The sequence below is a fragment of the Luteibacter sp. PvP120 genome (assembly GCF_054055715.1).
The window spans coordinates 305,361-329,372 of sequence record NZ_JBSRXP010000004.1 but is presented as its reverse complement, the minus strand read 5'-3'; the positions used below and the strand labels follow the sequence as shown (position 1 = coordinate 329,372).

Here is a 24,012-nt window from a genome sequence, read left to right as displayed (position 1 = left end):
GCTCAGATTCGCGCACATGCACCGACATGGGCATCGGGCTTTTCGCTGGGCTTCTGTAGGGGAATGCCGGGGTGCGTGCAAAACGTTGCGCACTGGCGCTTAGGGGCCAGCGTACCGAACAGATGTCTCCATAAAAAAAGACGCCGCACTTGCGTGCGGCGTCTTTTTCACTGCAAAGCGTGTTCGGAAGCGATTACCAGATCTTCACCTGCTTGTCGCCCGCGCGAACCATCTTCGCGTCCGGCTTGCACTGGAAAGCCGTGGCGAAGGCTTCCATGTTCGACGGCGCACCGATGGCGCGCAGCGAGGCGGGTGCATGCGGGTCGGTGTTGAGGTAGAGCATGGCCTGCTTCTCGCGCACGCTGCCGCGCCACACGCGGGCCCAGTTGAGGAAGAAACGCTGGTCCTGGGTGTAGCCGTCGATCTTCGACTCCGCTTCCTTCGGGTTTTTCTTCAACGCTTCCTGCAGGGCGTCGTATGCCACGGCCGTGCCGCCCAGGTCGGCGATGTTCTCGCCCAGGGTCAGCTTGCCGTTGACGTGCAGGTCCGGCTTGTCTTTCAGCGGGGTGTATTCGTCGAATTGCTTCACCAGCTTGGCGGTGCGCTCGTCGAACTTGGCGCGGTCGGCCTTGGTCCACCAGTTGCTGTTGTTACCTTCGCCGTCGAACTGGCTGCCCTGGTCGTCGAAGCCGTGGCTGGCCTCGTGGCCGATCACCGCGCCGATACCGCCGTAGTTGATCGCGTCGTCGCCGTTGGCGTCGAAGAACGGCGGCTGCAGGATGGCGGCCGGGAAGTTGATCGTGTTGTCGGTCGGGTTGTAGTACGCGTTGACCGTCTGCGGCGTCATGCCCCATTCCATGCGGTCGGTCGGCTTGCCGATCTTGGCGATGTCGTAGTGGTAGTTGAACTTGCCGGCGGATTCGACGTTGCCGTAGTAGTTCTCGCCATTGATGTCCAGGCCCGACCAGTCACGCCACTTGTCCGGATAGCCGATCTTGGGCAGGAAGGTGTTCCACTTGGCGATGGCCTTCTGCTTGGTCTCGTCGCTCATCCAGTCGAGCTTTTCCAGGCGTGCCTTGAGCGCGGTGCGCACGTTGTCGACCAGCTCGCTGGCACGTTGCTTGGCTTCCGGCTTGAACACCTTGGCCACGTACAGCTGGCCCAGGCCTTCGCCCATGGACGTGTTGACGGTGCCGAGCACGCGCTTCCAGCGCGGCTTCTGCTGCGGCTGGCCCGCGAGGGTCTTGCCGTAGAAGTCGAACTTGTTGTCCTGGAAGGTCTTGGACAGGTACGGCGAGGCACTGTCGATGGCGTGGAAGCGCAGGTAGGCCTGCCAGGTGGAGACCGGCGTGGTCGCCAGCATCTTGTCGAATTCTTTGAAGAACTTCGGCTGCGACAGCGAGAAGCCCTTGTCGACGGTGACACCCTGGGCGGCAAAGAACTTCTCCCAGTTGAAATGCGGGGTGACCTTGTCCGCTTCCGCCACGCTGACGAAGTGGTACTGGTTTTCCGGTGCGCGCAGTTCCACCGGCGAGAGCGAGGCCGCGGCGAGCTGGGTCTCGAATTTCATGATGGCGTCGGCCTGCGTCTTCGCATCCGCGTCGGACACGCCGGCCAGGGTCAGCGTCTTGACGATGTAGTCGACATACGCCTTGCGGTTGTCGGCCTGCTTGGGATCGGTGTAGTAATCCTTGGTCGGCAGGCCCAGGCCATCCTGCTGGGTGAAGCCGATCTGCATCTTGGCATTCTTGAAGTCGGCGCCGGCGCCGAAGCCGAACACGTAGCCGTTGCCGTCGTTGAAGCTGCTGTCGAGGAAATCCACGATGTCCTGCGGCGACTTCAGCGCATCGATCTTCGCCAGCTCCGGCTTCAGCGGTTCGATGCCGGCCTTTTCGATGGCGTCCTCGTTCATGCCGGAGCGGTAGAGCAGGCCGATCTTCTGTTCGATCGAGCCGGCCTTGGCGCTGGCCGCGCCCTTGTCCATCGCGTCGACGATGTCGTGCTGCGTGTTGAGGCTGGTTTCCGCCAGCTGGTCGAAGGCACCCCAGCGGGTGCGGTCGTCGGGAATCGGGTTGGCGGCCACCCACTTGGCATTGACGAAGCCGTTGAAGTCGTCGCACGCGTCGATGCCGGTGTCCAGGTCGGCCACGTTGAACGTGGGGCCTGCAGGCGCGGCGGCGGCCGTGGTGGCCGGGGCAGGCGCGCTGCCTGTCGCGGCCGGGGCATTGGCGGCCGGCGTGGCAGTGTCGGCATCGTTGTGCTGGCTGCACGCGGTGCCGGCGAGCGCGATGCTCAAGGCCAGCGCGAGCGGCTTCAGGTACTGCTTGGTCATGGATGTCCCTCGATGGAAGTGACGTACATCGGCACCCCCCGGGCGCCGCACTTCCCGAGGATAACGGCTGGCGGGCCAGCGCAGGGCCAACCGTGACGAAAGTCATGGATCGGCACATTCCGCAAGTAATCGCGGCGAAGTGACGCCGGGCTGTCATACGCGTTTCGCAAACTGGAGGGCAATCGCGTCGCAGGGGGCGCGGTCCCCAGGCAGTGCGATCGTCATACCGAGGAATCATCGTCATGCGCAAGCTACTGGCTGCAGGCATCGCCTGTGTGCTCACCCTGTCCGCCGCGTCCATCGTCGTGGCCCAGCAGACCGCTCCCGCCGAAGCCACCTCGGTCGAGGACGCCCTCGGCTTCGGCTACGGTCATGGCCATGGCAGGGGGCCACACACGGCCACGCCGATCCGGCACCTCGTGGTGATCTTCCAGGAAAACGTGTCCTTCGATCACTATTTCGGTACCTATCCCTTTGCGGCCAACCCGGCCGGCGAACCCGCGTTCTATGCCCGGCCGTTCACGCCGCCGGTGAACGGGCTCACGCATCGGCTGCTTACCGCCAACCCCAATGCCGCCAACAGCGGCAATGCCGACGCCGCGATCAACCCGTTCCGGTTGAGTCGCGCGCAGGCCGCCACGGCCGACCAGGATCACGGCTACACATCGGAGCAGCGCGCCTTCGACGGCGGCCGCATGGATGCCTTCCCGCGCTACACCGGTCGCGGCGAGACGCTGCCTGGCGGCGACCCCACGGAAGAAGGCAAGGGCCAGGTGATGGGCTATTACGACGGCAACACCGTCACGGCCTACTGGAACTACGCCCAGCACTACGCCCTGAGCGACAACCACTACGGCACCGGCTTCGGCCCCTCCACCCCCGGCGCCGTGAACCTGATTGCCGGACAGACCGCCGGCGTGATCGACACGCTCAACGGTACCGGCGCGGAAACCGACGACGGTCACGGCGGCCTGACGATGATCGGCGACCCTGATCCGCTGGGCGACGTCTGTTCCTCGCCGACCGCCAACCAGGTGACCATGGGCGGGCGCAACATCGGCGACCTGCTCAACGAGCAACAGGTGACCTGGGGCTGGTTCCAGGGCGGTTTCGACCTGGGCGTGACCAACCCGGACGGCAGCACGGGATGCGGCCGGCATACCCTGTCCGAGGTGACCAAGGTCACCTCCAACGACTACAGCCAGCACCACCAGCCGTTCCAGTACTACCCCTCCACCGCCAACCCGACGCACGCGCGGCCCACGTCGCTGGCGATGATCGGCCGGACCGACGCGGCCAATCACCAGTACGACATCCACGACTTCTACGACGCGCTGGACACCGGGCACCTGCCGGCGGTGAGTTTCCTCAAGGCGCCCGCGTACCAGGACGGCCATGCCGGTTACTCCGACCCGCTGGACGAGCAGGCCTTCGTCGTCCACGTCATGAACGCCCTGCAGCAAAGCGACGAGTGGAAGGACACCGCCGTCATCATCGCGTATGACGACTCCGACGGCTGGTACGACCACCAGGCGCCGCCGCGCGTCAACGGCTCGGTCGGCAGCACCGATGCGCTCGATGGCGACGGTGTGTGCAAGGGTCACGGCACGTTGCCCGGGCTGGACGGCAAGACGCCGGCGCAGGGCCGCTGCGGCTTCGGTCCGCGCCTGCCGCTGCTGGTGGTGTCGCCGTGGGCCCGCGAGAACATGGTCGATCACAGCATCACCGACCAGAGTTCGATCACGCGCTTCATCGAGGACAACTGGCTGTCCGGCAAGCGTATCGGTGGCGGTTCCAGCGACGCACAGGCCGGTCGCATCGACGGCATGTTCGACTTCTTCCTGCCGCGTCTGTTCGACCGCAAGCTGATCCTGGACGAAACCACCGGCCAGCCGAAACAGGCCGGCGGCGGCTGGCCCGGCTGGCCGCAGTGGCCGAACGGGAAAGGTGGGCATGGTTGATCGCCGTCGGTTCCTGACGACGGCGGGTTGGGCGGCCGCGGCGGGATGGATGCCGTCACGGCTGCTCGCGCACGACATGCACGACATGCACGGGGCGCCCGCCGGCAAGGTGGGCAACACGTTGTGCATGCATCCCATGGGTGACACCAGCCGCATGCCCGGCCTGGTCGATCCGGCACGCCTGGCACCGTTCGTGGATGCCTTGCCGTTGCCGCCCGTGCTGCACGCCGTACACGGCAAACCGCTGCACGTGCGGATGGCGCAGACCGCGCAGAAGCTGCACCGTGACCTGCCGCCCACGACCTTGTGGACCTATGGCGGGCACTATCCCGGTCCCACTATCGAGGCACGCACGGGTCAGCCGATCGAGGTGATCTGGGAAAACGCGCTCCCGCGCAAGCATTTCCTCCCCGTCGACCACGCGATCTGCGGTGCCGAGGCGGACAAGCCCGAAGTCCGCGCCATCGTGCACCTGCACGGAGCCAAGGTGCCGCACGTGGACGACGGTTATCCCGAGGACTGGTACGTGCCCGGCGTCTCGCGCCGTCACCACTATGCCAACACGCAGGATGCGGCGGCGCTGTGGTATCACGACCATGCCATGGGCATCAATCGGCTGAACATGTACGCCGGGCTGATGGGCATGTACCTGCTGCGCGACGAGCACGAGTTGTCGCTCGGCCTGCCCTCGGGCGAGCAGGAGCTGCCGCTGGTACTGGCCGATCGGCTGCTGCATACGGACGGCCGTTTGTATTATCCCGATTCCGGTGACGCCAAGGCCCCGTGGGTGCCGGAAGTCTTCGGCAACCTGACCCTGGTCAACGGTGTGGTGCTGCCACGGGCGGATGTGCAGCCGCGCCGTTATCGCCTGCGCGTGCTCAACGCCGCGAACGGGCGTTTCTATCACCTGCGCTTCCGCGATGGCCGGCCTTTCCAGGTCATCGGTTCGGACCAGGGCCTGCTGGCGTCGCCCTCGGCGATGAAGTCCATCTTCCTGGCGCCTGGCGAGCGTGCGGACATCGTGGTCGATTTCGCCGCGTTGCGCGGTGGCACGGTCGAGCTGATGAACGATGCGTTGCCGCTCATGCGTTTTGCGGTGGGGCAGGGCACGGTGCATGACGACAGTCGTGTGCCCGACGCGTTGCGCGACGTGCCGCGCGTGACGGCGTCCACCGCGTCGAAGACCCGCGAGCTGACGCTCGACGAATACAGCGACTGCGTCGCCACGCCCATGCTCATGCTGCTCAACGGGAAGCGCTGGCATGATCCGGTGACGGAGTCGGTAAAGCTCGGCAGCACCGAGATGTGGAGCCTGGTGAACCTCACCGAGGATACCCATCCGATCCACCTGCACCTGGTGCGTTTTCAGATCCTCGAACGGCGTCCGTACGATGTGGACGAGTACATGGAGAAGAAGACGATCCGCTATGTCGGCCCGGCACAGGAACCGCCGCCGCACGAGCGTGGCTGGAAGGATGTGGTGCAGGCGTATCCGGGCATGGTCACGCGCATCGTCGCCACGTTCGACGGCTTCCCCGGACGCTACGCGTGGCACTGCCATCTCGCCGAGCACGAGGCGAACGAGATGATGCGTCCGTTCGAGGTGGTGGCCTGAGCCGCCGTATCTGGTAAGTCAGGCAATGGGCACCGCGGTCAGCGCGGCGCCAGCGTTTGCAGCGCAGTGTTGTCCAAACGCAGTACGGGGTAGGCGCCGACCTTCTGTACCGTGTACCACGGGCTGCGTTCGTAGAAGAAGGCCAGCCGGGCGCGCGGGCTCGCCGCGAACGCTGCGTCGTCCCGAAGCTTCCGGTCGAATTCGGTTTTCAGCGCAGGATCGTCGGCAAGCATCTTCCGGGCGAGCGCCTCGAGTACACGGGGTTCGCCGTATTCCTTCTGTTCGAAGATGCCGTTGAGGTAGCCCCAGCGCAGCAGGGAATCCGGCGCGCGCGCATCGAGCAGGTTCAGCGCGAGCACGGCATCGGCGTTGTCGGCGCGGACGATGACCGTGCCGGCAGGCAACACCACGTTCTCCCGGGCCGACGCGATCGCCACGTCCTTGAGCATGTGGTGACCTTCGAACGGCTTGTCCGCCCAGACCGGCCGGGTGAGCGTGTCGCGCGTGGCCTCGACCTTCATCGGCGCTGTCGTGCGCGTGTAGGGAATGCCATGCGCGTCGAGCCGCGCGACGATCTCCGTCCACTGCGGCGGAATGGCCCATGCCGCGGGCAGTGGCGCGGCGACATCGGGCAGCAGGTCGTTCCAGCTCTGGATATCGTAGGTCTTCCTGGCCGACGGATCGTAGCGGACCCAGGTGTCGCCGGAGATCTCGCTTTTGGTCTGCGTAAAGGCGAAGCCCTTGAGCTGGAAGGGTTGCGGTGTCGGGTCCTGCTTGAACGTCACCGGTAGCGATGCGCCCGGTTGCGCAACGCGTGATGCCGCCCAGGCGTCCGCCGCGCGCGATGCGGCAAGCAGGCTGGCGGGATCGTCGTTCACCACGGCGAGCAGGCTGCGCACCACATCGTACGTGGCGCGCACGCGTACCTCGTACGACTTCAGCATGTGTGTCTCGATCAGCAGCCCCGCACGGTTGCGGATGGCCGCGTATCCCGTGGAAAAGCGCGGGCCGGAGCCGAAGTTTTCGATGCCCTTGGTGATATCGCGTCCGTCGCGGAATTCGAGGTAGGGCGAGGCCAGATGACCGAGGGCTTCGTAGCGCGGCATCGTCTGGACGGCAAACGCACGAGCCTGCCAGGTGGCGATCGAGGGCGGCAGCTTGTGCGCATCCTCGGCATACCAGGTGAGGTCGTACTGGTAGTCCGCGCCGTCCGTCGTATGGATGTCCACCAGCAGGTCGGGCTTCCACGTGTTCCACAGCCCCAGCCAGGCACGGGTTTCCGGTGCGTCGGCCTTGACGTAGTCGCGGTTGAGGTTGAGGTACTGCGACTGGCCGCGGAAGCCCATCTCCGCCGGGCCGTTCTGGTTGATCCGGAAATAGGGCCCCGAGTTTTCGTGGCCGTCCACGCTGTAGACGGGGATGTACACCAGCACCGCGTGATCCAGCAGGTGCGGCAGCCGGTGTAGCGTGGCGAAATCGCGCAACAGCATCAGACCCGCGTCCTTGCCCTCAATCTCACCCGGATGGATGCCCGCCTGCACCAGCACGATCGGCTTGCCGGCGGCCCGGGCGCGTTCGGGCGTGAGGTCGCCGTCGGTCGCGGCGATCACCACCGTCATGGGCCGGCCTTCCGGCGTCGTGCCGAAGGTCTCCAGCCGGATCGTCTCCGGCGCCGCCTGGGCCAGACGGCGAAGGAAGGCCAGGGTTTCCGCATACGAGGGCGTGGTGCGGAACGCGGAGGCCTCCGCCGGCGTGGTCCAGGTGTCTTTCGCGTGGATCGTCATCGGCAGCACCGCGATCAGGGCGAGGAGGAGTCGTGCGGGCAGGGTCACGGGTGGCCGGGCCTTGGAGGGATGATCGGGCCATTGTGGCGCGATGGGCACGGCGCGCAAAGCCCGGCGTAAGCTGGTGCTAAGCGCTGGATGCAGATAATTTGCCCCTATCCCGGAGGGCGCCGCCTTGCACATCATTCTGGTCGAAGACGATGCCCGACTCGGCGATGCCATCCGTCGCGCACTGGAACGCCTGACGTACACGGTCAGTTGGTATCGCGACGGCAACGAGGCGCTGGCGGCGCTGCGCGACCACGATGCGGACCTGGTCCTGCTCGACCTGGGCCTGCCTGGTCGCGACGGCATGGAAGTGCTGAGCGAGGCCCGCCGGCTAAGGGTGACCACGCCGGTGATCGTGATGTCCGCGCGCGATGCCCTGGACTCGCGTATCCGGGTGCTGGACGCGGGGGCGGACGACTACCTGGTCAAGCCCTTCCATCTGGACGAGTTGGCCGCACGCATCCGTTCGCTGGCACGCCGGGTACGTGGCGCGGCAGTCAACAAGCTGGAGGCGGGCGCGCTCAGCCTCGACCTGGGCAGCTTCGACGTTCACTGGCGCGGCGAGAAAGTGGAACTGACACGGCGTGAATTTTCGTTGTTGCAGGCCTTGATGGAGCGCGCGGGCCGGATCGTCCGTCGCGAGTCGCTGGAAACCTCGCTGTACGGTCCCGACAGCGCGATGAGCACCAGCGCACTCGAGGTGCTGGTGCACTCGCTGCGACGCAAGCTCAGCCCCGGCGCGATCCAGACCGTGCGCGGCTTCGGCTACATGGTGCCGCGGGAGCCGATGTGAGGCCGCTGAGCCTGCGTTCCCGATTGCTGGTGCTGATCGTGTGCATGCTGGCGGCGGTGCTGCTTCCGCTGGGCGTGCTCAGCGCGAAACGCACGCTGGAGGAAGTGGACGAGTTGTCGGACGGTCGCCTGGCCCAGGCCGCGCGCACGCTGGAGGTGCTGGTCGGTCGCATCGGCGTGGAGCGGTTGCGCAGCCAGCGCAACGCAAGCCTGTTGGTGCCCAGCGTGTCCAACCATCCGCAGGAACTGACCGTGCAGGGTCGCACCTTCGAATCCGAGGTGGGCTTCCAGGTGCGTGATCGCGACGGTCACCTGTTGCTGGGCACGGAGAACCTGGCCGGTCTGCCCGATACCCACGCCGAGGATGGGGCGTTCGAGGATGTGGTGAACGGACGCTACGAGTGGCGCGTGTTCACGCTGATCATGGAGAGCGACGGCATCACCATCCGTGCGGGCGAGCGCTACGACAGCCGGCATGAGATCACCCGGGCGCTGTGGATCGAGCATGGCCTGCCCACCTTGCTGGGGTTGCCGCTGCTGGCGATCCTGGTCGGCTGGGCCATCCGCCGCGGGTTGCGCCCCCTGGAAACCCTGGCCGATGCGCTCTCCCGTCGCGAGTCCGGCAGCCGGGCGCCCATCCACCTGGCCGATGCGCCGACCGAACTGCAGCCTGTGGTCACCGCACTGAACGAGCAGATCGAGCGACTGGAAGGCGCCCTGGAGCGCGAACGTCGTTTCAGTGCGGACGTGGCCCACGAACTGCGCACGCCGCTGGCTTCGACCATGATCAACCTGGAAGACGCGATGGCCTCGGCGGACCCGGACGCGGCGACACGCGCCGCGCTGGAGGCGGCACGTGAATGCCTCGTTTCGCTGGCCCGGCGCACGGAGCAGTTGCTGGACCTGGCGCGGCTGGAAGCCGGCGCCGCCGCCGGGCCACGCAGTCGCGTGGACCTGGGCGAACTGGCGCTCCAGGTCATCGACGAACTGTCGCCCCTGGTCGGCAAGGGAAACGTCGAACTGAGCGTGCGCGAGCTGCCGGCCCATCTGTTCGTGGAAGGCTACGGCGTTGCCCTGGGGGCGTTGATGCGCAACCTGCTGGAGAACGCGTTCCGCCACGTGCCGCCGGGAGGGCATGTGGAGCTGTCCATCGACGCGGCCGACGGCGTGGCCCGCATTGTCGTGACAGACGACGGCCCCGGCATTGCGCCGGAGCGTCGCGCGGCCATGTTCACCCGTTTCCAGCGCGGGGAGGATACGCACGGCGAAGGCCACGGGCTGGGCCTGTCGATCGTGCAGCGCGCGGCCCAGCTGCACGGCGCCACCATCGACCTGCTGGACCGCGAGGGCGGTTCGGGGTTGCGGGTCGTGGTGGGGTTGCCGGTGGGGTGATCCAACGGGTAGCGGGCTTTTTTCGCGCACATCGTGCGCTCCTACAGGTAGCGCTGCGCGGTATGGCGGTCGGCGTGGTTCAGGGGGTGGCGATGGCGCCGATCAGGTCCTTGCCGTCGCCGCGCACCAGGTGCGGGTATTTCAGGCCGCCGTGGTAGTCGACCTTGATCGTCGCGTAGTCGTCGGTGCTCTTGACCAGGAACTCGATGGGCGTCGATGTGTCCTTGGCGGCCGTTACCGCGTCCTTGAGCACCTGGGGGGAATAATCCTTGCCGTTGACGGCGACCAGTTGCACGCCCGGCACGAGGCCCGCCTTTGCGGCGATACCGTCCCATTGCGCGTCAGTGACGATGCCCTTTTCGTTCACCTGGATGCCGAGCGAATAGGTGAAGTTGGCCGACTTGCGGATCTTTTCCCCGGTGATGACGAAGGGCGAGGGTTTGTCGTCGTACACCAGTTTCCAGCCGCCGCCTTCGATACCGTGCTCGGGCAGGGTATCGCCGGTGTAGTCGAGGCGCTGGCGCAGGAAACCCGCCCAGTCGAACGGCTGGATGCGGTTGAGGGTGGCGACGACATCCTCGAAGGTATAGGTCTTGGGGGTATAGCTGCCGTTGTCCATGCCGTAGAAGGCCTTGGCGAACTCGTCCAGCGTATGCTTGCCGCCGGAGAGCGTGCGCATCTTGGTATCGACGTCCAGCCAGAGCAACTGGCCTTCGGGGTAATAGTCGGAGCTGCGACGCAGGTTGTCCCAGCCCGGGCTGCTGCCCCGCGACGAGAGCGGAATGCCGTCCGCCGTGTCCTGCAGCGATCGCCACGACCGCCCCGTACGCGCCGACATGCTGGCGGCGATGCCCGCCAGCGAGTCGCGCCATTGCTCCGTGGTCCAGATGCCCGAGCGCGCGGTGAGTACGCCGGCCCAGTAGTCGGTCAGGCCCTCGTACACCCACAGCAGGTCGTCCTGCATCGGCTCGGCGAAGCTCGGGGTCCACAGGTCGGCCGGGCGACGGAACTTGCCGTTCCAGGAGTGGATGTACTCGTGCGGCAACAGCGTGCCCGCGGCCATGTTGACGTCGGCGTCGGTGAGGAAGTTGGCGAACAGGCGGTCGTCGCTGGACTGGTGGTGCTCCAGACCAAAATGGCCGGTGTGGTCGGACGTCACCAGCAGGAAGTCGTAGTGCGCGTAGTGATGCGCGCCGAACAGCTTGTTGGCCTGCACGATCAGGTTGCGCTGCGCCTGGATCTGCTTGTCGGTGGCCTTGACCCCCGCGGCGGTGTCGCCGGTGATGTTCAGGTGCACCGGCGTGGGCTGGCCGGGCGCCAGGTCGATGCGATTGAAATACTTGCCGCTCATGACCGGCGAATCCACCAGGTTCTCGTAGCTCACGGTCTTGAAATGCACGGTGTTGCCGCTCTGCGAAGCGGTATCCAGCGCCGAGGCGTAGCGCCATCCCGCCGGCAGCGTGACGCTCGGGTCCACCTTGATCTGGCTGGTGTAGTAGCCGGCGGGGTAGAACGACACCTCGTTGAACGACAGCGGCACGTAGTTGGGCGTGGCCGGTGCGAGGTAGACGAAGGACAGTTCGAGCGTGCTGGCGCCGTCGGGCACGTCGACGTGGAAGGCGTACATCTCCTTCGTGTCGCGGCGCCAGGGGATCTTCTTGCCGTTGGCCGTGATCTGGATGCCGGCGACATTCGACAGGGGGCCTGCCGGGCCATGCACCCCCGGGATCCACTCGGGATAGTTGAGCACCACGTGGCCGGGCGTTACCGGAATCGTCTCCCTGACGCGGAAGATGTTCTTCGCGGCGTCGGACAGATCCACGTCGAGGGTCAGGTTGCCGGGGTAGGGGGTGTCCGCCGCGACCGGGATGTCGGCCGCGCGTGTGGCCGTGGCGGAGAAGGTCGTCGCGGCGGCGATGGCGGCGGCGAGGATGGCACGACGGAGCGGCAGGCGCATGGCGGCAGGTTTCCCCTTGGCGGACAGTAGCGTCCGATAGTCGGCAGCCTGCCGCCGGGCGGCCTGTGCCAAAGGTAACGGCGCGGCGTGATAAGCCCGGTGTTTTAAACGAGCGGCTTCGCCACGGGGCAGGCGGCGGCTAGCATGGCGGCTCGCGCAGTCCAGGTACCCCGCCCATGAAAGCCTCCACGCTCCGTCGCATCCTCAATGCATGGCCGCCATTCCTGTTCACGGGCATCCGCGTGGTGACGATGGACGATTACCGCTATGCCCGGGTCAGGCTGACGCTGGCCTGGTACAACCGCAACTACGTGCGCACGCACTTCGGCGGCAACCTGTTCTCCATGACCGATCCGTTCTGGATGATCATGGTGCTGAAGTCGCTGGGCGACGACTACATCGTATGGGACCAGGCAGGCGAGATCCGCTTCGTCGCTCCCGGTCGCGAGGCTGTCTTTGCCGAGTTCCGTGTGGACGACGCGCTGCTGGATGAGCTGCGCGACGCCACGGCCGGCGGCGAGAAGTACCTGCGCTGGTTCGACACCGACATCCGCACCGCGTCCGGCGAACTGGTGGCCAGCGTGCGCAAGCAGCTGTATGTGCGCCGCAAGCGCCGCTGAGCCGGCCGCCCTTCAGAACACCAGCGAGGCCATCTTCCGGCGATACGCGCTGACCAGCGCGGCGTCCTCGAGGGTGGCGAACGCGGCGAGCAGGCGCTTTTTGGCCTGGCCGTCTTGCCAGTCCCGCTGGCGCCTGAGGATGTCCAGGAACTGGTCCAACCCTTCGGCGGCATCACCCTCTATCAGCAGGCGCACACCGAGCAGGTCGCGGGCCTCCCAGTCGGTGTCGTCGGTCTGGACCCGCTCGCGCAACTCGGCCATGGACGGCGCCCCATCCAGCGCGCTGGCCAGTTCCAGCTGCTTGGCGAGGCGAACGGCGCGGGCATCGGTGGCCAGGTTGGCGGGCAGGGCGTCCAGTTCGGCCTGGGCCGGCTTCACCTGACCGGCGCGCATGAGGGCCAGGGCGAGGTCGAGCTTGAGCTCGGCGCGGTCCGGCTCGGCGGCGATGGCCTGCTGCAGGCGGTTGATCGCCTCGGCGGCGGTCTCGGGCGCGGCGACCTCGGCCGGCGCCTCGACCACGGCTTCGGCGGGCGCCACGCCGTGCTTGGTCAGGAACTCGCGAATCTGGCCTTCGGGCAAGGCCCCGGCGAAGCCATCGACCACCTGGCCCCCGCTGATCAGGATGACCGTAGGGATGCTGCGTACGCCGAACATCCCGGCCAGTTCCTGCTCGGCATCCACGTCGATCTTGGCGAGGCGGAAGGCACCGTTGTATTCGCCCGCCAGCTTCTCGAGGATCGGGCCCAGCGACTTGCAAGGGCCACACCATTCGGCCCAGAGGTCGACGAGGACCGGTGTTTCGAGCGAGGCCTGGATGACGTCGGTCTCGAAGCCGGCGGTGGTCGCGTCGAAGACGTGTTCACTGCGGGTCGGGGCACTGCTCACGGAGGACTCCTGGGACGATGGTCGATGGCCCCTTACGTCGGGGGAGGGCGGGAGCATATCAAGGTGCCGCGCGCTTTTCGGCCAGGCAACGCTTTTAGGCCGGCGCCTAGGGTTTTCATCATGCGCCGTCTACGCGAATTTGCGATCATGGGCGCCAGGGCCAGCCGGCCCGGAGCCGCCGGGTTGGCATGCGTAAAGGTCAGGACCTGATTATCTGCGAGCATTGCGACTCCGTTTACCGGAGGCGCAGCCTTGCGCGTGGGGAGGTCGCCGACTGCGTGGTGTGCGGCGCGGTGCTGGAGCGCCACCAGTGGCTCGGAGTGGATAGCCAGTTCGCCCTTATCGTCGCCGCGCTCATCGTCTTCGTCATCGCCAACGTGTCGCCCATCGTCACCCTGGGCCTGTCGGGCATGACCGCCGCCACCACCCTTTGGGGCGCAGTGATCGCCATGTGGCAGGACGGCGCCCAGATCGTGGCCGTGCTGACCGCGCTCACGCTGTTCTTCTTCCCGCTGGCGCAGATCCTCATGTTCGGCTGGGTGCTGCTGTTCGCGCGGAACGGGCAGCGGGCGCCGGGCTTTGCCTGGGCCATGTCCGCGCTGGTCCGGGTGAAGCCGTGGAGCATGATCGAGGTGTTCATGCTCGGCACCCTGGTCGCCGTGGTCAAGGCGCATACCTATTTCGACGTGGTGCCCGGTGCCGGCATCTGGGCCTTCGGCTTCCTCACGCTGCTGATCACCGTCTTCTCGGCCCACGACCCGCGCGGCCTGTGGGACCTGACCGGGGGCGCCAAGGCATGAGTACGCCGCCCCGCGCCGTGGATATGGGCATCATGTCCTGCCATGTCTGTCAGCTGGTCACCGCGTACACGGACGATCCCCACGCGCACTGCCCGCGTTGCGGCAACCCGCTGCACGGACGCAAGCACGGCAGCATCTCGCGCGCCTGGGCGCTGCTGCTGGCCGCGGCGATGTTCTACATCCCGGCCAACATCTTCCCGATCATGCGCACCGAGAGCCTGTCCTCGAAGGACGACAACACGATCCTCAGTGGCATCGTCGAGTTGTGGCAGGCCGGCTCCCCGGGACTGGCGGCCATCGTCTTCACGGCGAGCATCGTCGTGCCCATGCTCAAGTTCATCATCATGGGCTACCTGCTGGTGTCCGTGCAGCGGTCCAGCGACCTGGGTCCGCGCCAGCGCTCCAAGCTGTACCGTTTCGTGGAACTGATCGGCTACTGGTCGATGCTCGACGTGTTCGTCGTGGCGATCCTGTCCGCGTTGGTGCATTTCAAGATACTGAGCCGCGTCGAGCCCCTGCCCGGCGTGGTGTATTTCGGCATCGTCGTCGTGCTGACGATGCTCGCGGCCATGAGTTTCGATCCCAGGTTGATCTGGGACAAAAGGAAATCGCAATGAGCGACACCCACGACGGAAAAACGCCGGCCCCGGACGAGCTGCCGCAGCCGGAGGTGCGCAAGTCCAAGCTCGGCTTTTCGCTTATCTGGCTGGTGCCGATCGTGGCGGCGCTGGTCGGCATCTCGCTGATGGTCAGCCATGCGCTGTCGGCCGGTCCGCAGATCTCGGTCACCTTCCTCACCGCCGAAGGCATCGAGGCCGGCAAGACCCAGGTCAAGTACAAGAACGTGGTGATCGGCAAGGTCACCACCATGCGGTTGTCCAAGGACCGCACGCACATCTCCGTGGTGATCGATCTTGAGAAGGACGCCCGCGCGTTCGCGACCAAGGGCACGCGCTACTGGGTGGTGCGGCCGCGCATCGGCGCCAGTGGTGTGTCCGGCATCGACACGCTGCTGTCCGGCGCCTTCATCGGTGCGGACGCAGGCGATTCCGAAGACGAGAAATCCGATTTCACGGGGCTGGAAACGCCGCCGGCGGTGACCCACGGTGCGCCGGGGCGGCGCTTCGTGCTGCACTCCAGCGACCTGGGTTCGCTGGATATCGGCTCGCCCGTCTACTACCGCCGCATCCAGGTGGGCCGCATCGTGTCCTATGAGCTGGACAAGGACGGCAAGGGCGTGTCGCTGCAGCTGTTCATCGACGGCCCCAACGACCGCTTCGTCACCAAGGACGCGCGCTTCTGGAACGCCAGCGGCGTGGACGTGTCGCTGGGTGCCGACGGCCTCAAGCTCAACACCCAGTCGATCGCGACGGTGATCGCCGGCGGCGTCGCCTTCCAGTCGGCCCCCGGTCCGCACGACGAAACTCCCGCCGACGAGATGGCCGACTTCACGCTGTTCAACGACCAGCAGACCGCACTGGCGCCGCCCGATGGCAAGCCGCACTACATCCGCATGCGTTTCGAGCATTCGCTGCGCGGCCTGGCCCCGGATGCGCCCGTGGAATTCCTTGGCGTGAAGGTCGGCCGGGTGGTGTCGGTCAACCTCGACTACGATCCGGTCAACAAGACCTTCCCCGTGATCGTCGGCGCCGTGGTGTATCCGCAGCGCCTCGGAAAGGCGGACGAGAAACTCCGTGCGGCCGTCGGCGGTGCGGAGGAAGAACAGCTGCCGCGCATCCTGCATGGCATGGTCGACCACGGCCTGCGCGCGCAGGCACGCACCGGCAACCTGCTGACCGGTCAGCTCTACGTCGCGATCGACTTCGACAAGAAGGCGCCCAAGGTGACCTTCAACGAGAAGGCGTCGCCGCTGGAAGTGCCCACCATGGCGGGCGACTTCGATCACCTGCAGGAGCAGATTTCCAGCATCGTCGACAAGGTCGAGAAGATTCCCTTCGACTCCATCGGCAAGAACCTGGACGGCAGCCTGCAGGAACTGCACGGCACGCTCAAGCAGGTCAATACCGAGCTCCTGCCGGAAGCGAAGAAGACGCTGCAGGGCGTCAACAAGACGGTGGGCACGGCCAACGATGCGCTGTCCGCGGATTCGCCGTTGCAGCAGAACATCACCGTGACACTGGAGGAACTGCAGCGCACGGTGCGCTCGGTGCGTGCGTTCACCGACTACCTCGGCCGCCACCCCGAGTCGCTGCTGCGTGGTCGCGGTGCCGACGCGCCGCCCAAGGTCATCACCCCGTCGCCGTCCAGGCAGGGCAAGGAAGTACAGCCATGATCCAGACACTTCGCCTCGCCGCCGCCGTCACTTTGCTGGGCACGCTGGCCGCGTGCTCCTCGGCACCCACCCATTTCCACACGCTGATCCCGCCTTCGGCGGGCCTGCCGCCCGCCGCCGCGCCGTTCCTGATCGACGTCCAGGCCGTCGCCGTGCCTCCGCAGGTCGACCAGCCCGCGCTGGTGCTGCGCCAGGGCGCCAGCGGTATCGCCGTGCTGGACGGCGAACGCTGGGCCTCGCCGCTCGGCGACGAGATCCGCGGTGCACTGGCAGCGGACCTTTCCACCCGTCTTGGCACGCACGACGTACACGGCCTGCCGCGCGGCAAGGACGCCAAGGTGGTATTCGTGCAGTTCGACGTGCGTCGCTTCGATTCCGAAGTGGGCGGCGACGCCACCCTCGAAGCCAGCTGGTCCGTACGCAGCGGCGACACCGCCAGCACCTGCGCGTCGCGGGTGAGCGAGCCCGCGGGTAGCAGCTACGACAGCCTGGTCGATGCGCATCAGCGTGCGCTGGGGAAGGCCGCAGATCAGGTCGCCGGGGCGGTTCGCGCGGTGGCGGGCGGGCAGGTGGCTACCTGCCGCTGAGCGGGAGGGCTCGCCTTCGGCATCGCGTTGGAGCTTGGGCCTTGGAGCAAGAGCCGGCGGGTGCCACCCTCGGGGCCACGCCTGCGGCGACCCGTCAATGAAAGGCCGCTCCGCGGCCGTGTATTTATTCCCTTTCGGGGCGGGTCGGGCTTCGAACGGGGGTTTCCGATTCGCCCTCCATGGCTCAGCGGAAACGGCCGGCCGTCCTGGCCGGCCCCGCTACGCGGCCTTTTCCGTTCGAATCCCTCGCCTGCGGCTACCGGCCCCGAGGGTGGCACCCGCCGGCTCTTTCGACGACTGAGGTTGCGTGTGGGGAGAGCGAAGAGCTGGGTTTCGCTTCGTGGGTGGGAACGCTCGCCTGCCTGTTGCGCATGGCATCGGTCGCCTTAGATACGTCGAGGGTTCGCGCACGTGCGTGCGCTCCCATTCCCGGACGGCAGACCACGCGTTGGATATGCCACGGGCTGCCCTACCCCTGGGGTAGGAGCCCACGATGTGGGCGAAAAGCCAACAAAGCGGCGACGCCCTACCCCGCATGTCCGCGGACGCTCGCGTCACAACCCGCCTCAGTCATTGGAAGAGCCGGCGGGTAGCCCCCTCGGGGCCGGTAGCCGCAGGCGAGGGATTCGAACGGACAAGGCCGCGTAGCGGGGCCGGCCAGGACGGCCGGCCATTTTCGCTGAGCCATGGATGGCGAATCGAAAATCCCCGTGCGAAGCCCGACCCGCCCCGTAGGGCAATCTATAAACGGCCGCGCGTAGGAGCGCACGATGTGCGCGAACCAGATACACGGCCGCGCTAGCGGCCTTTCCTCCGGGTCGCCGCAGGCGTGGCCCCGAGGGGGCTACCCGCCGGCTCTTGCCCCAATCTCCAAGGCCAGCTTTTGCCTTCAAACCCCGCATTAAGCTAGTCTCCCGCGATTGAGCGCCGCGCTTCTCCCGCGCGGCCACCCGAGCAACTACCGGTAGCGAACACCATGCAGGACACCCCCGACCAGGGCGCGCGGGAGCAGGGCGGTTACGCCCCGGCCGCCGTCGAAAGCAGCGCCCAGCGCTTCTGGAACGACACTCGTGCCTTCGAGGTCACCGAAGACTCGGACAAGCCCAAGTATTACTGCCTGTCGATGCTGCCGTACCCGTCCGGTGCCCTGCACATGGGCCATGTCCGTAACTACACCATCGGCGACGTCATCAGCCGCTTCCAGCGCCAGCAGGGCCGCAACGTGTTGCAGCCGATGGGCTGGGACGCCTTCGGCCTGCCCGCCGAGAACGCCGCGATCAAGAACAACACCGCGCCGGCGAAGTGGACCTACAAGAACATCGAGCACATGCGCGAGCAGTTCAAGCGCATGGGCTTTGCGTACGACTGGACCCGTGAGGTCACCACCTGCCGTCCCGAGTACTACCGCTGGGAACAGCAGATGTTCACCCGGCTGATGAAGAAGGGCCTGGTGTACCGCAAGAACAGCGTCGTCAACTGGGACCCGGTCGACCAGACGGTGCTGGCCAACGAGCAAGTGATCGACGGCAAGGGCTGGCGCTCCGGCGCCACCGTGGAAAAACGCGAGATCCCGCAGTGGTTCCTCAAGATCACCGCCTATGCGCAGGAGTTGCTGGACGGCCTGGACACGCTGCCGGGCTGGCCCGACGCGGTCAAGACGATGCAGCGCAACTGGCTGGGTCGTTCCGAAGGCCTGGAGATCACCTTCGACGTGGACGGCCAGGCCGAGCCGCTGACGGTATTCACCACGCGGCCTGACACCCTGATGGGCGTGTCGTACGTGGCGGTGGCGGCCGAGCATCCCATTGCCACGCGCGCCGCGGCGGACAACCCCGGCCTGGCCGACTTCATCGCTAGCTGCCGGTCCGGCGGTGTGTCCGAAGCGGAGCTGGAGACGCAGGAGAAGCGCGGGTATTACACGGGTATCGATGCCGTGCATCCTCTCACCGGTGAAAAGGTGCCGGTGTGGGTCGCCAACTTCGTGCTGATGGGCTACGGCACCGGCGCGGTGATGGCCGTGCCGGGTCATGACGAGCGCGACTGGGAGTTCGCCCAGAAGTACTCCCTGCCCATCCACATGGTCGTGGTCGATCGCGGCGTGGTGGACGCCGTGGCCGAACTGAAGCGTGACCTGGCGGCCGACGGGACCGACACCGTGCAGAATGCACTGGATGGCGGCTCGTCGGATGCGTACCAGGTGTCCGCCGCGGTCGAGACGATCAAGACCTTCGAGAGCAACATCCAGACGGTCGGCGCATACACCGAGCACGGCACGCTGATCAACTCCGGCGAGTTCGACGGGCTGGACTTCGCTGCGGCGTTCGACGCCATCGCGGCGAAGCTGGCCGCGACTGGCCGTGGCGAGCGCCGGGTCAACTGGCGCATCCGCGACTGGGGCGTCAGCCGCCAGCGTTACTGGGGCTGCCCGATTCCGGTGATTTACTGCCCGAGTTGCGGTGCGGTGCCGGTGCCGGAAGACCAGCTTCCCGTGGTGCTGCCCGAGGACGTCGCGTTCTCCGGCGTGCAGTCGCCGATCAAGGCCGACCCGACCTGGCGGCAGACCACCTGCCCGACGTGTGGCGGCCCGGCCGAGCGTGAGACGGACACCTTCGACACCTTCATGGAGTCCAGCTGGTACTACGCGCGTTACACGAGTCCTGGCGCCGAGGCGCAGGTGGACGAGCGCGCCGACTACTGGACGCCGGTGGACCAGTACATCGGTGGCGTCGAGCACGCCATCCTGCACCTGCTGTATTTCCGCTTCTATCACAAGCTGATGCGCGACGAGGGCCTGGTGCACAGCGACGAGCCGGCCACCAACCTGCTCTGCCAGGGCATGGTCATTGCCGAGACCTATTTCCGCAAGGAAGACGAAGGTCACCTGACCTGGTTCAATCCGGCGGATGTCGACGTGCAGCGTGACGAGCGCGCGCGCATCACCGGCGCCGTGCTGCGCAGCGACGGGCTGCCGGTCGAGATCGGTGGCGTCGAGAAGATGGCCAAGTCCAAGAACAACGGCGTGGACCCGCAGTCCATGGTGGACAAGTACGGCGCGGACACGGTGCGGCTGTTCTCCATGTTCGCCGCACCGCCGGACCAGTCGCTGGAATGGAACGAGGCGGGTGTGGAAGGCATGGCCCGCTTCCTGCGGCGCCTGTGGCGTGATGTCTCGGCCCATGTCGAGTCCGCTGCGGTGGCCCAGGGCGATGGCGCGGCCACCGAGGCCTCGCGCAGGACGCTGCGCCGCCAGCTGCACGAGACGATCCAGAAGGTCACCGACGACATCGGCCGCCGCCAGTCGTTCAACACGGCCATCGCCGCGCTGATGGAACTGCTCAACGCGCTGGGCCGGTTCGACGATGCCAGCGCCGCCGGCGCTGCGCTGCGCCAGGAGGCCTTCACCGCCATCGTACAGCTGATCAACCCGTTCACCCCGCATCTCTCCCATGCGCTGTGGCAGGTACTGGGCCAGGGTGAGGCACTGGTGGAGGATGCCGGCTGGCCGGCGGTCGATCCCGCGGCGCTGGTTCGCGATTCGCTGACCTACGCGGTGCAGGTGAACGGCAAACTTCGCGCTACCATCGAGGTGCCGGCCGCGGCGTCGAAGGAAGATGCCGAGGCCATGGCCCGGGCCGAGCCCGCCGTGGCCCGGTTGCTGGAAGGGCAGACCGTGCGCAAGGTGATCGTCGTGCCCGGCAAGATCGTCAACATCGTCGCAGGATAATCATGAGCCCGACCCCGCTCCGTTCGCTCCGTGTCGCCGCCCTCGTTGCCGTCGTGGGGCTGGTCAGCGCCTGTGGCTTCCACCTTCGCCAGTCCGCCGCGCTGCCGCCGGGCATGCAGAAGATCCACCTGACCGTCGCCGGGGGAGGCCGCCTCGAGCGCGAACTGTCGCGCGCGCTGACCAACGCCGATGTCACTGTGGTGGACCACGCCTCCGTGGATGCCGCCGAACTGGCGGTTACCGCGAACAACTTCCGCACGGACTCGCTCACCGTCAGCGGCACCGCGCGCGTCACCGAATACGCCGTGCGCTACCACGTCGACTTCAACGCCAAGGCCGGCGACGGCAGCGTCATCATCGCGCCGCAGAGCGTCGATATGTCGCGCGAGTTCAGCTACGACGCCCAGAACACCATCGGCACCGCCAGCCAGACGGAAGAGCTCCAGCGCAGCCTGGTCGGCGACATGGTGCAGGCCATCCTGTTCCGCCTCGAGGCGGCCACGGTGCATCCGGCCGCGGCGGCAGCCGCCGCCACGCCGTCCGTGCCCGCGCCCGCCTCGTCGACCGCGCACTGAGCGGATAACGCCGTGCCGTTCAATCCGGGCCAGTGGCAGAAGCACCTCGCGGGCGACCGCATGGCGCCGGTGTACCTGCTGGCCGGCGAGGAACTGCTGGTGCTGGAAGCCGCCGATGCCGTACGGGCCATGGCCCGGCGGCTCGGTTACAGCGAGCGCGAAGTGCTGGAAGCGGACAGCCGTTTCGACTGGGACGACCTGGCGCGATCCTCGGCCGGCCTGTCGCTGTTCGCCACGCAGCGCCTGCTCGATCTTCGCCTGGCGGGGGGGCGTGCCGGCAAGGACGGCAGCGCGGCGATCACCGAGTTCGTCGGCAACCCGCCGCCGGATACTACGCTGCTGATCACCGCCACCGAGTGGAGCACCAAGCACGAGGCGGTCTGGACCAAGGCGGTGGATCGCGGCGGTATCCAGGTGGTCTTCAACGCGCCGCGCCCGCACGAATGGACGCAGTGGGTCGGCCAGCGTCTGGCGTCCCGCGGGGTCAAGGCCAGTCCCGACGCCGTGGCGATGCTGGCCGAGCGGGTCGAGGGCAACCTGCTGGCGGCCGCCCAGGAAATCGACAAGCTGGTGGTCCTCGCGGGCGACCAGCGGCTGGACGCCACGACGCTGGAAGGCCTGGTGGCCGACAGCGCTCGCTTCGACGCCTTCAAGCTGACCGACGCCGCGTTCGCGGGCGAGGGTGGTCGTGCCCTGCGGATACTGGCCGGGTTGCATGCCGAGGGCGACGAACTGATCGCCCTGATGGGCTGGCTGGTCAACCAGCTGCAGCTGGCGCTTCGTCTGGCCAACGCGCGCGATTTCGCCGCCCAGGCGAAGGTCGAGCGGCTATGGCCGGCGCGCGAACAACTCTTCCGCAAGGCCCTGCGCCGCGCGCCGCGCGAACACTGGATGGCCTGCCTGGCCCGGGCCGCCCGCATAGACCGCATGGCCAAAGGCCGCGAGCAGGGTAATCCGTGGCTGGAGGCCGAGCGGCTGATCGCCGCCATCGCCGAGCCCCGCGCGGCGGCTGCCTTCGCGTGAGCGACATGCGTCCGCTCGCCATCCTCGGCGGCACCTTCGACCCGATCCATCACGGCCACCTGCGTGCCGCATGGGAAGCCGCCGAAGCCCTCGACGCCGAGGTCCGGCTGGTGCCCGCGCGTACGCCGCCGCACCGGCCGCCGCCGGTGGCCGATGCGGCGGGCCGGGTCGCCCTGCTGCGCGCCGCGCTGGCCGGGCAGGACCGACTCCGGATCGATACCCGCGAGCTGGACCGGGAGGGCCCTTCTTACAGCGTCGACACGCTGGCGTCGCTGCGTGCCGAGATCGGCCCCGCGCGTCCACTGGTGCTGCTGGTGGGGGCGGACGCCTTCGCCGGACTGGCATCCTGGCAGCGCTGGCGCGACCTGTTCACGCTGGCCCATGTGGGCGTGCTGAACCGCCCCGGGGTCAGCCACGCCCCCTCGGCGGAACTGGCCGACTTCATCGCCGCTCGCCGCGACGCCCGCCCGCAGGGGCCGGCCGGCGGCGTACTGGACATCGCCATCACCCCGCTGGACATCGCCGCCACGGCCATCCGCGAGGCCTTTACCGCCGGCCACGAGCCTCGCTTCCTCATGCCCTCGGCCTGCTTCGACCCGCCGGACCTGCTGGCGCCGTATCGTGCGCTGGCCGGCGCCGCGTCCCCGCCACCGGCCGCCCGCTGAAAGCTGCCGAGGCATTTGACGCGTCCCCGGGCAGGCGGGGGTATACTTCGCCCAACGCCGGCATTCCGCCGTACGAGGTTTTCGTATCTTGAGTTCGTCCGCACCCCGCAAGGCCAAGCCCGCCATCAGCAACGAGCACCTCCGCCAGCGCGTGGTCGCGGCCCTCGAAGACCTCAAGGCCAAGGACGTCCGCGAAATCGACGTTCGCGGCAAGACCTCCATCGCCGATATCCTCTTCATCGCGTCGGGCACCTCCGCCCGTCACGTCAAGTCCATTGCCGACGAAGTCATCAAGTTCGCCAAGGAAGCGGGCGTGATGCCGCTGGGCGTCGAAGGCCAGACCGAAGCCGAATGGGTGCTGGTCGACCTGGGCGACATCATCGTCCACGTCATGATGCCGCGCATTCGCGAGTTCTACGGCCTGGAGCGCCTGTGGACGGTTGGCGACGACGGCTTCGAAGCCGCCCACGCCTGACCCGCCCATGCGGGCGCGCCTCATCGCCGTCGGCGAGCGCATGCCGGCCTGGGTGGCGGAAGGGTTTGCCGAATACCGCAAGCGGCTGTCCCACGAGCTGCCCCTGGAACTGATCGAGATCAAGCCCGGCACGCGCGGCAAGGGCCGCGACGACGTGCGCGCGACCCTCGACGAAGGCGCCGCCATCCTGGCCGCCTTGCCGCGCGACATCCATGTCGTGGCGCTGGACGGGCGCGGCAAGGCGTGGTCCAGCGAAGACCTGGGCCAGCAGCTGGAGCAATGGCGCATGGGCGGGCGCGATCTCGCGTTCCTGATCGGCGGACCCGACGGCCATGCGCCGGACGTGCTGGCACGCGCGGACCAACGCTGGTCGCTCGGCCCCCTCACGCTGCCGCACATGCTGGTGCGCCTCGTGCTCGCGGAGCAGCTCTATCGCGCCACCACGCTGGTGGCCGGGCATCCCTACCATCGCGCCTGAAGGAAC

The 24,012-nt window shown here is 67.3% G+C and carries 19 protein-coding genes; 15 read left to right on the top strand and 4 right to left on the bottom strand.

The features are described from left to right. Positions 1–193: 193 nt before the first annotated feature. Complete coding sequence (locus ACVKN3_RS10865; RefSeq protein ID WP_354517045.1) at positions 194–2,332, bottom strand: M13 family metallopeptidase; 2,139 nt, start codon at positions 2,330–2,332, stop codon at positions 194–196. A gap of 242 nt (positions 2,333–2,574) precedes the next feature. Here ACVKN3_RS10865 and ACVKN3_RS10860 point away from each other — a divergent pair, with 242 nt between their 5' ends. Together ACVKN3_RS10860 and ACVKN3_RS10855 are read left to right on the top strand one after the other, a co-directional pair. After that, positions 2,575–4,293, top strand: a complete 1,719-nt coding sequence (locus tag ACVKN3_RS10860) for a phospholipase C (RefSeq protein ID WP_354517043.1) — start codon at positions 2,575–2,577, stop codon at positions 4,291–4,293. Beyond that, positions 4,286–5,908: a multicopper oxidase family protein gene (locus ACVKN3_RS10855; RefSeq protein WP_354517041.1), complete on the top strand. Its 1,623-nt coding sequence runs from the start codon at positions 4,286–4,288 to the stop codon at positions 5,906–5,908. The genes ACVKN3_RS10860 and ACVKN3_RS10855 overlap by 8 nt, the downstream gene beginning before the upstream one ends. A 38-nt stretch (positions 5,909–5,946) precedes the next feature. Here ACVKN3_RS10855 and ACVKN3_RS10850 read toward each other — a convergent pair whose 3' ends face one another. Beyond that, positions 5,947–7,692, bottom strand: a complete 1,746-nt coding sequence (locus ACVKN3_RS10850) for a M14 family metallopeptidase (RefSeq protein ID WP_456991767.1) — start codon at positions 7,690–7,692, stop codon at positions 5,947–5,949. A gap of 175 nt (positions 7,693–7,867) precedes the next feature. Between ACVKN3_RS10850 and ACVKN3_RS10845 the strand changes: the two genes are divergently transcribed. Further along, positions 7,868–8,533, top strand: coding sequence for a response regulator (locus ACVKN3_RS10845; RefSeq protein ID WP_285406091.1), 666 nt, complete (start codon positions 7,868–7,870; stop codon positions 8,531–8,533). Further along, positions 8,530–9,924, top strand: coding sequence for a sensor histidine kinase (locus ACVKN3_RS10840; RefSeq protein WP_354517036.1), 1,395 nt, complete (start codon positions 8,530–8,532; stop codon positions 9,922–9,924). The genes ACVKN3_RS10845 and ACVKN3_RS10840 overlap by 4 nt, the downstream gene beginning before the upstream one ends. A 79-nt stretch (positions 9,925–10,003) precedes the next feature. Here ACVKN3_RS10840 and ACVKN3_RS10835 read toward each other — a convergent pair whose 3' ends face one another. Beyond that, on the bottom strand, positions 10,004–11,881 hold the full coding sequence (locus ACVKN3_RS10835) for a M61 family metallopeptidase (protein WP_354517034.1): 1,878 nt from the start codon (positions 11,879–11,881) through the stop codon (positions 10,004–10,006). Positions 11,882–12,057: 176 nt separating this feature from the next. On the opposite strand from ACVKN3_RS10835, the gene ACVKN3_RS10830 reads away from it, so the two are divergent. Next, entirely contained in the window at positions 12,058–12,501 is a 444-nt protein-coding gene (locus ACVKN3_RS10830; RefSeq protein WP_285406099.1) for a DUF4442 domain-containing protein, read from the top strand. A gap of 12 nt (positions 12,502–12,513) precedes the next feature. Here ACVKN3_RS10830 and trxA read toward each other — a convergent pair whose 3' ends face one another. Next, positions 12,514–13,386 (bottom strand): thioredoxin, encoded by an 873-nt coding sequence (gene trxA, locus ACVKN3_RS10825; RefSeq protein ID WP_354517032.1) that lies wholly within the window; start codon positions 13,384–13,386, stop codon positions 12,514–12,516. A 188-nt stretch (positions 13,387–13,574) separates the two neighbouring features. On the opposite strand from trxA, the gene ACVKN3_RS10820 reads away from it, so the two are divergent. The 10 genes from ACVKN3_RS10820 (at position 13,575) to rlmH (ending at position 24,006) form a co-directional block, all read left to right on the top strand. Then, positions 13,575–14,186 (top strand): paraquat-inducible protein A, encoded by a 612-nt coding sequence (locus tag ACVKN3_RS10820; RefSeq protein WP_285406103.1) that lies wholly within the window; start codon positions 13,575–13,577, stop codon positions 14,184–14,186. Beyond that, complete coding sequence (locus ACVKN3_RS10815; RefSeq protein ID WP_285406106.1) at positions 14,183–14,803, top strand: paraquat-inducible protein A; 621 nt, start codon at positions 14,183–14,185, stop codon at positions 14,801–14,803. Before ACVKN3_RS10820 ends, ACVKN3_RS10815 begins: the two co-directional genes overlap by 4 nt. After that, positions 14,800–16,479 carry a PqiB family protein gene (locus ACVKN3_RS10810; protein ID WP_354517029.1) on the top strand — a complete coding sequence of 560 codons (1,680 nt, stop codon included), beginning with the start codon at positions 14,800–14,802 and terminating at the stop codon, positions 16,477–16,479. The genes ACVKN3_RS10815 and ACVKN3_RS10810 overlap by 4 nt, the downstream gene beginning before the upstream one ends. Continuing rightward, a complete protein-coding gene (locus tag ACVKN3_RS10805; RefSeq protein ID WP_354517027.1) occupies positions 16,476–17,066 on the top strand; it encodes a PqiC family protein in 591 nt (196 codons plus the stop codon). The genes ACVKN3_RS10810 and ACVKN3_RS10805 overlap by 4 nt, the downstream gene beginning before the upstream one ends. A gap of 976 nt (positions 17,067–18,042) precedes the next feature. Continuing rightward, positions 18,043–20,790, top strand: a complete 2,748-nt coding sequence (leuS, locus tag ACVKN3_RS10800) for a leucine--tRNA ligase (protein ID WP_354517354.1) — start codon at positions 18,043–18,045, stop codon at positions 20,788–20,790. 2 nt (positions 20,791–20,792) lie between these two features. Next, a complete protein-coding gene (locus ACVKN3_RS10795; RefSeq protein WP_285404364.1) occupies positions 20,793–21,365 on the top strand; it encodes an LPS-assembly lipoprotein LptE in 573 nt (190 codons plus the stop codon). A 60-nt stretch (positions 21,366–21,425) separates the two neighbouring features. Further along, the gene (gene holA / locus ACVKN3_RS10790; RefSeq protein WP_285404586.1) at positions 21,426–22,388 is read left to right on the top strand and encodes a DNA polymerase III subunit delta; all 963 of its coding nucleotides are present in this window, start codon (positions 21,426–21,428) and stop codon (positions 22,386–22,388) included. A 5-nt stretch (positions 22,389–22,393) separates the two neighbouring features. Continuing rightward, positions 22,394–23,053, top strand: coding sequence for a nicotinate-nucleotide adenylyltransferase (nadD, locus tag ACVKN3_RS10785; protein ID WP_354517362.1), 660 nt, complete (start codon positions 22,394–22,396; stop codon positions 23,051–23,053). An 88-nt stretch (positions 23,054–23,141) separates the two neighbouring features. Continuing rightward, positions 23,142–23,528: a ribosome silencing factor gene (rsfS, locus tag ACVKN3_RS10780; protein ID WP_456991732.1), complete on the top strand. Its 387-nt coding sequence runs from the start codon at positions 23,142–23,144 to the stop codon at positions 23,526–23,528. 7 nt (positions 23,529–23,535) lie between these two features. Next, a complete protein-coding gene (rlmH, locus tag ACVKN3_RS10775; protein ID WP_036140272.1) occupies positions 23,536–24,006 on the top strand; it encodes a 23S rRNA (pseudouridine(1915)-N(3))-methyltransferase RlmH in 471 nt (156 codons plus the stop codon). Positions 24,007–24,012 lie beyond the last annotated feature (6 nt).

Coding starts and splice junctions, on each gene's coding strand:
- ACVKN3_RS10865 (WP_354517045.1), bottom strand. CDS start 2,332: ATGACCAAGCAGTACCTGAAGCCGCTCGCGCTGGCCTTGAGCATCGCG.
- ACVKN3_RS10860 (WP_354517043.1), top strand. CDS start 2,575: ATGCGCAAGCTACTGGCTGCAGGCATCGCCTGTGTGCTCACCCTGTCC.
- ACVKN3_RS10855 (WP_354517041.1), top strand. CDS start 4,286: ATGGTTGATCGCCGTCGGTTCCTGACGACGGCGGGTTGGGCGGCCGCG.
- ACVKN3_RS10850 (WP_456991767.1), bottom strand. CDS start 7,692: ATGACGATCCACGCGAAAGACACCTGGACCACGCCGGCGGAGGCCTCC.
- ACVKN3_RS10835 (WP_354517034.1), bottom strand. CDS start 11,881: ATGCGCCTGCCGCTCCGTCGTGCCATCCTCGCCGCCGCCATCGCCGCC.
- ACVKN3_RS10830 (WP_285406099.1), top strand. CDS start 12,058: ATGAAAGCCTCCACGCTCCGTCGCATCCTCAATGCATGGCCGCCATTC.
- ACVKN3_RS10820 (WP_285406103.1), top strand. CDS start 13,575: ATGCGTAAAGGTCAGGACCTGATTATCTGCGAGCATTGCGACTCCGTT.
- ACVKN3_RS10815 (WP_285406106.1), top strand. CDS start 14,183: ATGAGTACGCCGCCCCGCGCCGTGGATATGGGCATCATGTCCTGCCAT.
- ACVKN3_RS10810 (WP_354517029.1), top strand. CDS start 14,800: ATGAGCGACACCCACGACGGAAAAACGCCGGCCCCGGACGAGCTGCCG.
- ACVKN3_RS10805 (WP_354517027.1), top strand. CDS start 16,476: ATGATCCAGACACTTCGCCTCGCCGCCGCCGTCACTTTGCTGGGCACG.
- leuS (WP_354517354.1), top strand. CDS start 18,043: ATGCAGGACACCCCCGACCAGGGCGCGCGGGAGCAGGGCGGTTACGCC.
- ACVKN3_RS10795 (WP_285404364.1), top strand. CDS start 20,793: ATGAGCCCGACCCCGCTCCGTTCGCTCCGTGTCGCCGCCCTCGTTGCC.
- holA (WP_285404586.1), top strand. CDS start 21,426: ATGGCGCCGGTGTACCTGCTGGCCGGCGAGGAACTGCTGGTGCTGGAA.
- nadD (WP_354517362.1), top strand. CDS start 22,394: ATGCGTCCGCTCGCCATCCTCGGCGGCACCTTCGACCCGATCCATCAC.
- rlmH (WP_036140272.1), top strand. CDS start 23,536: ATGCGGGCGCGCCTCATCGCCGTCGGCGAGCGCATGCCGGCCTGGGTG.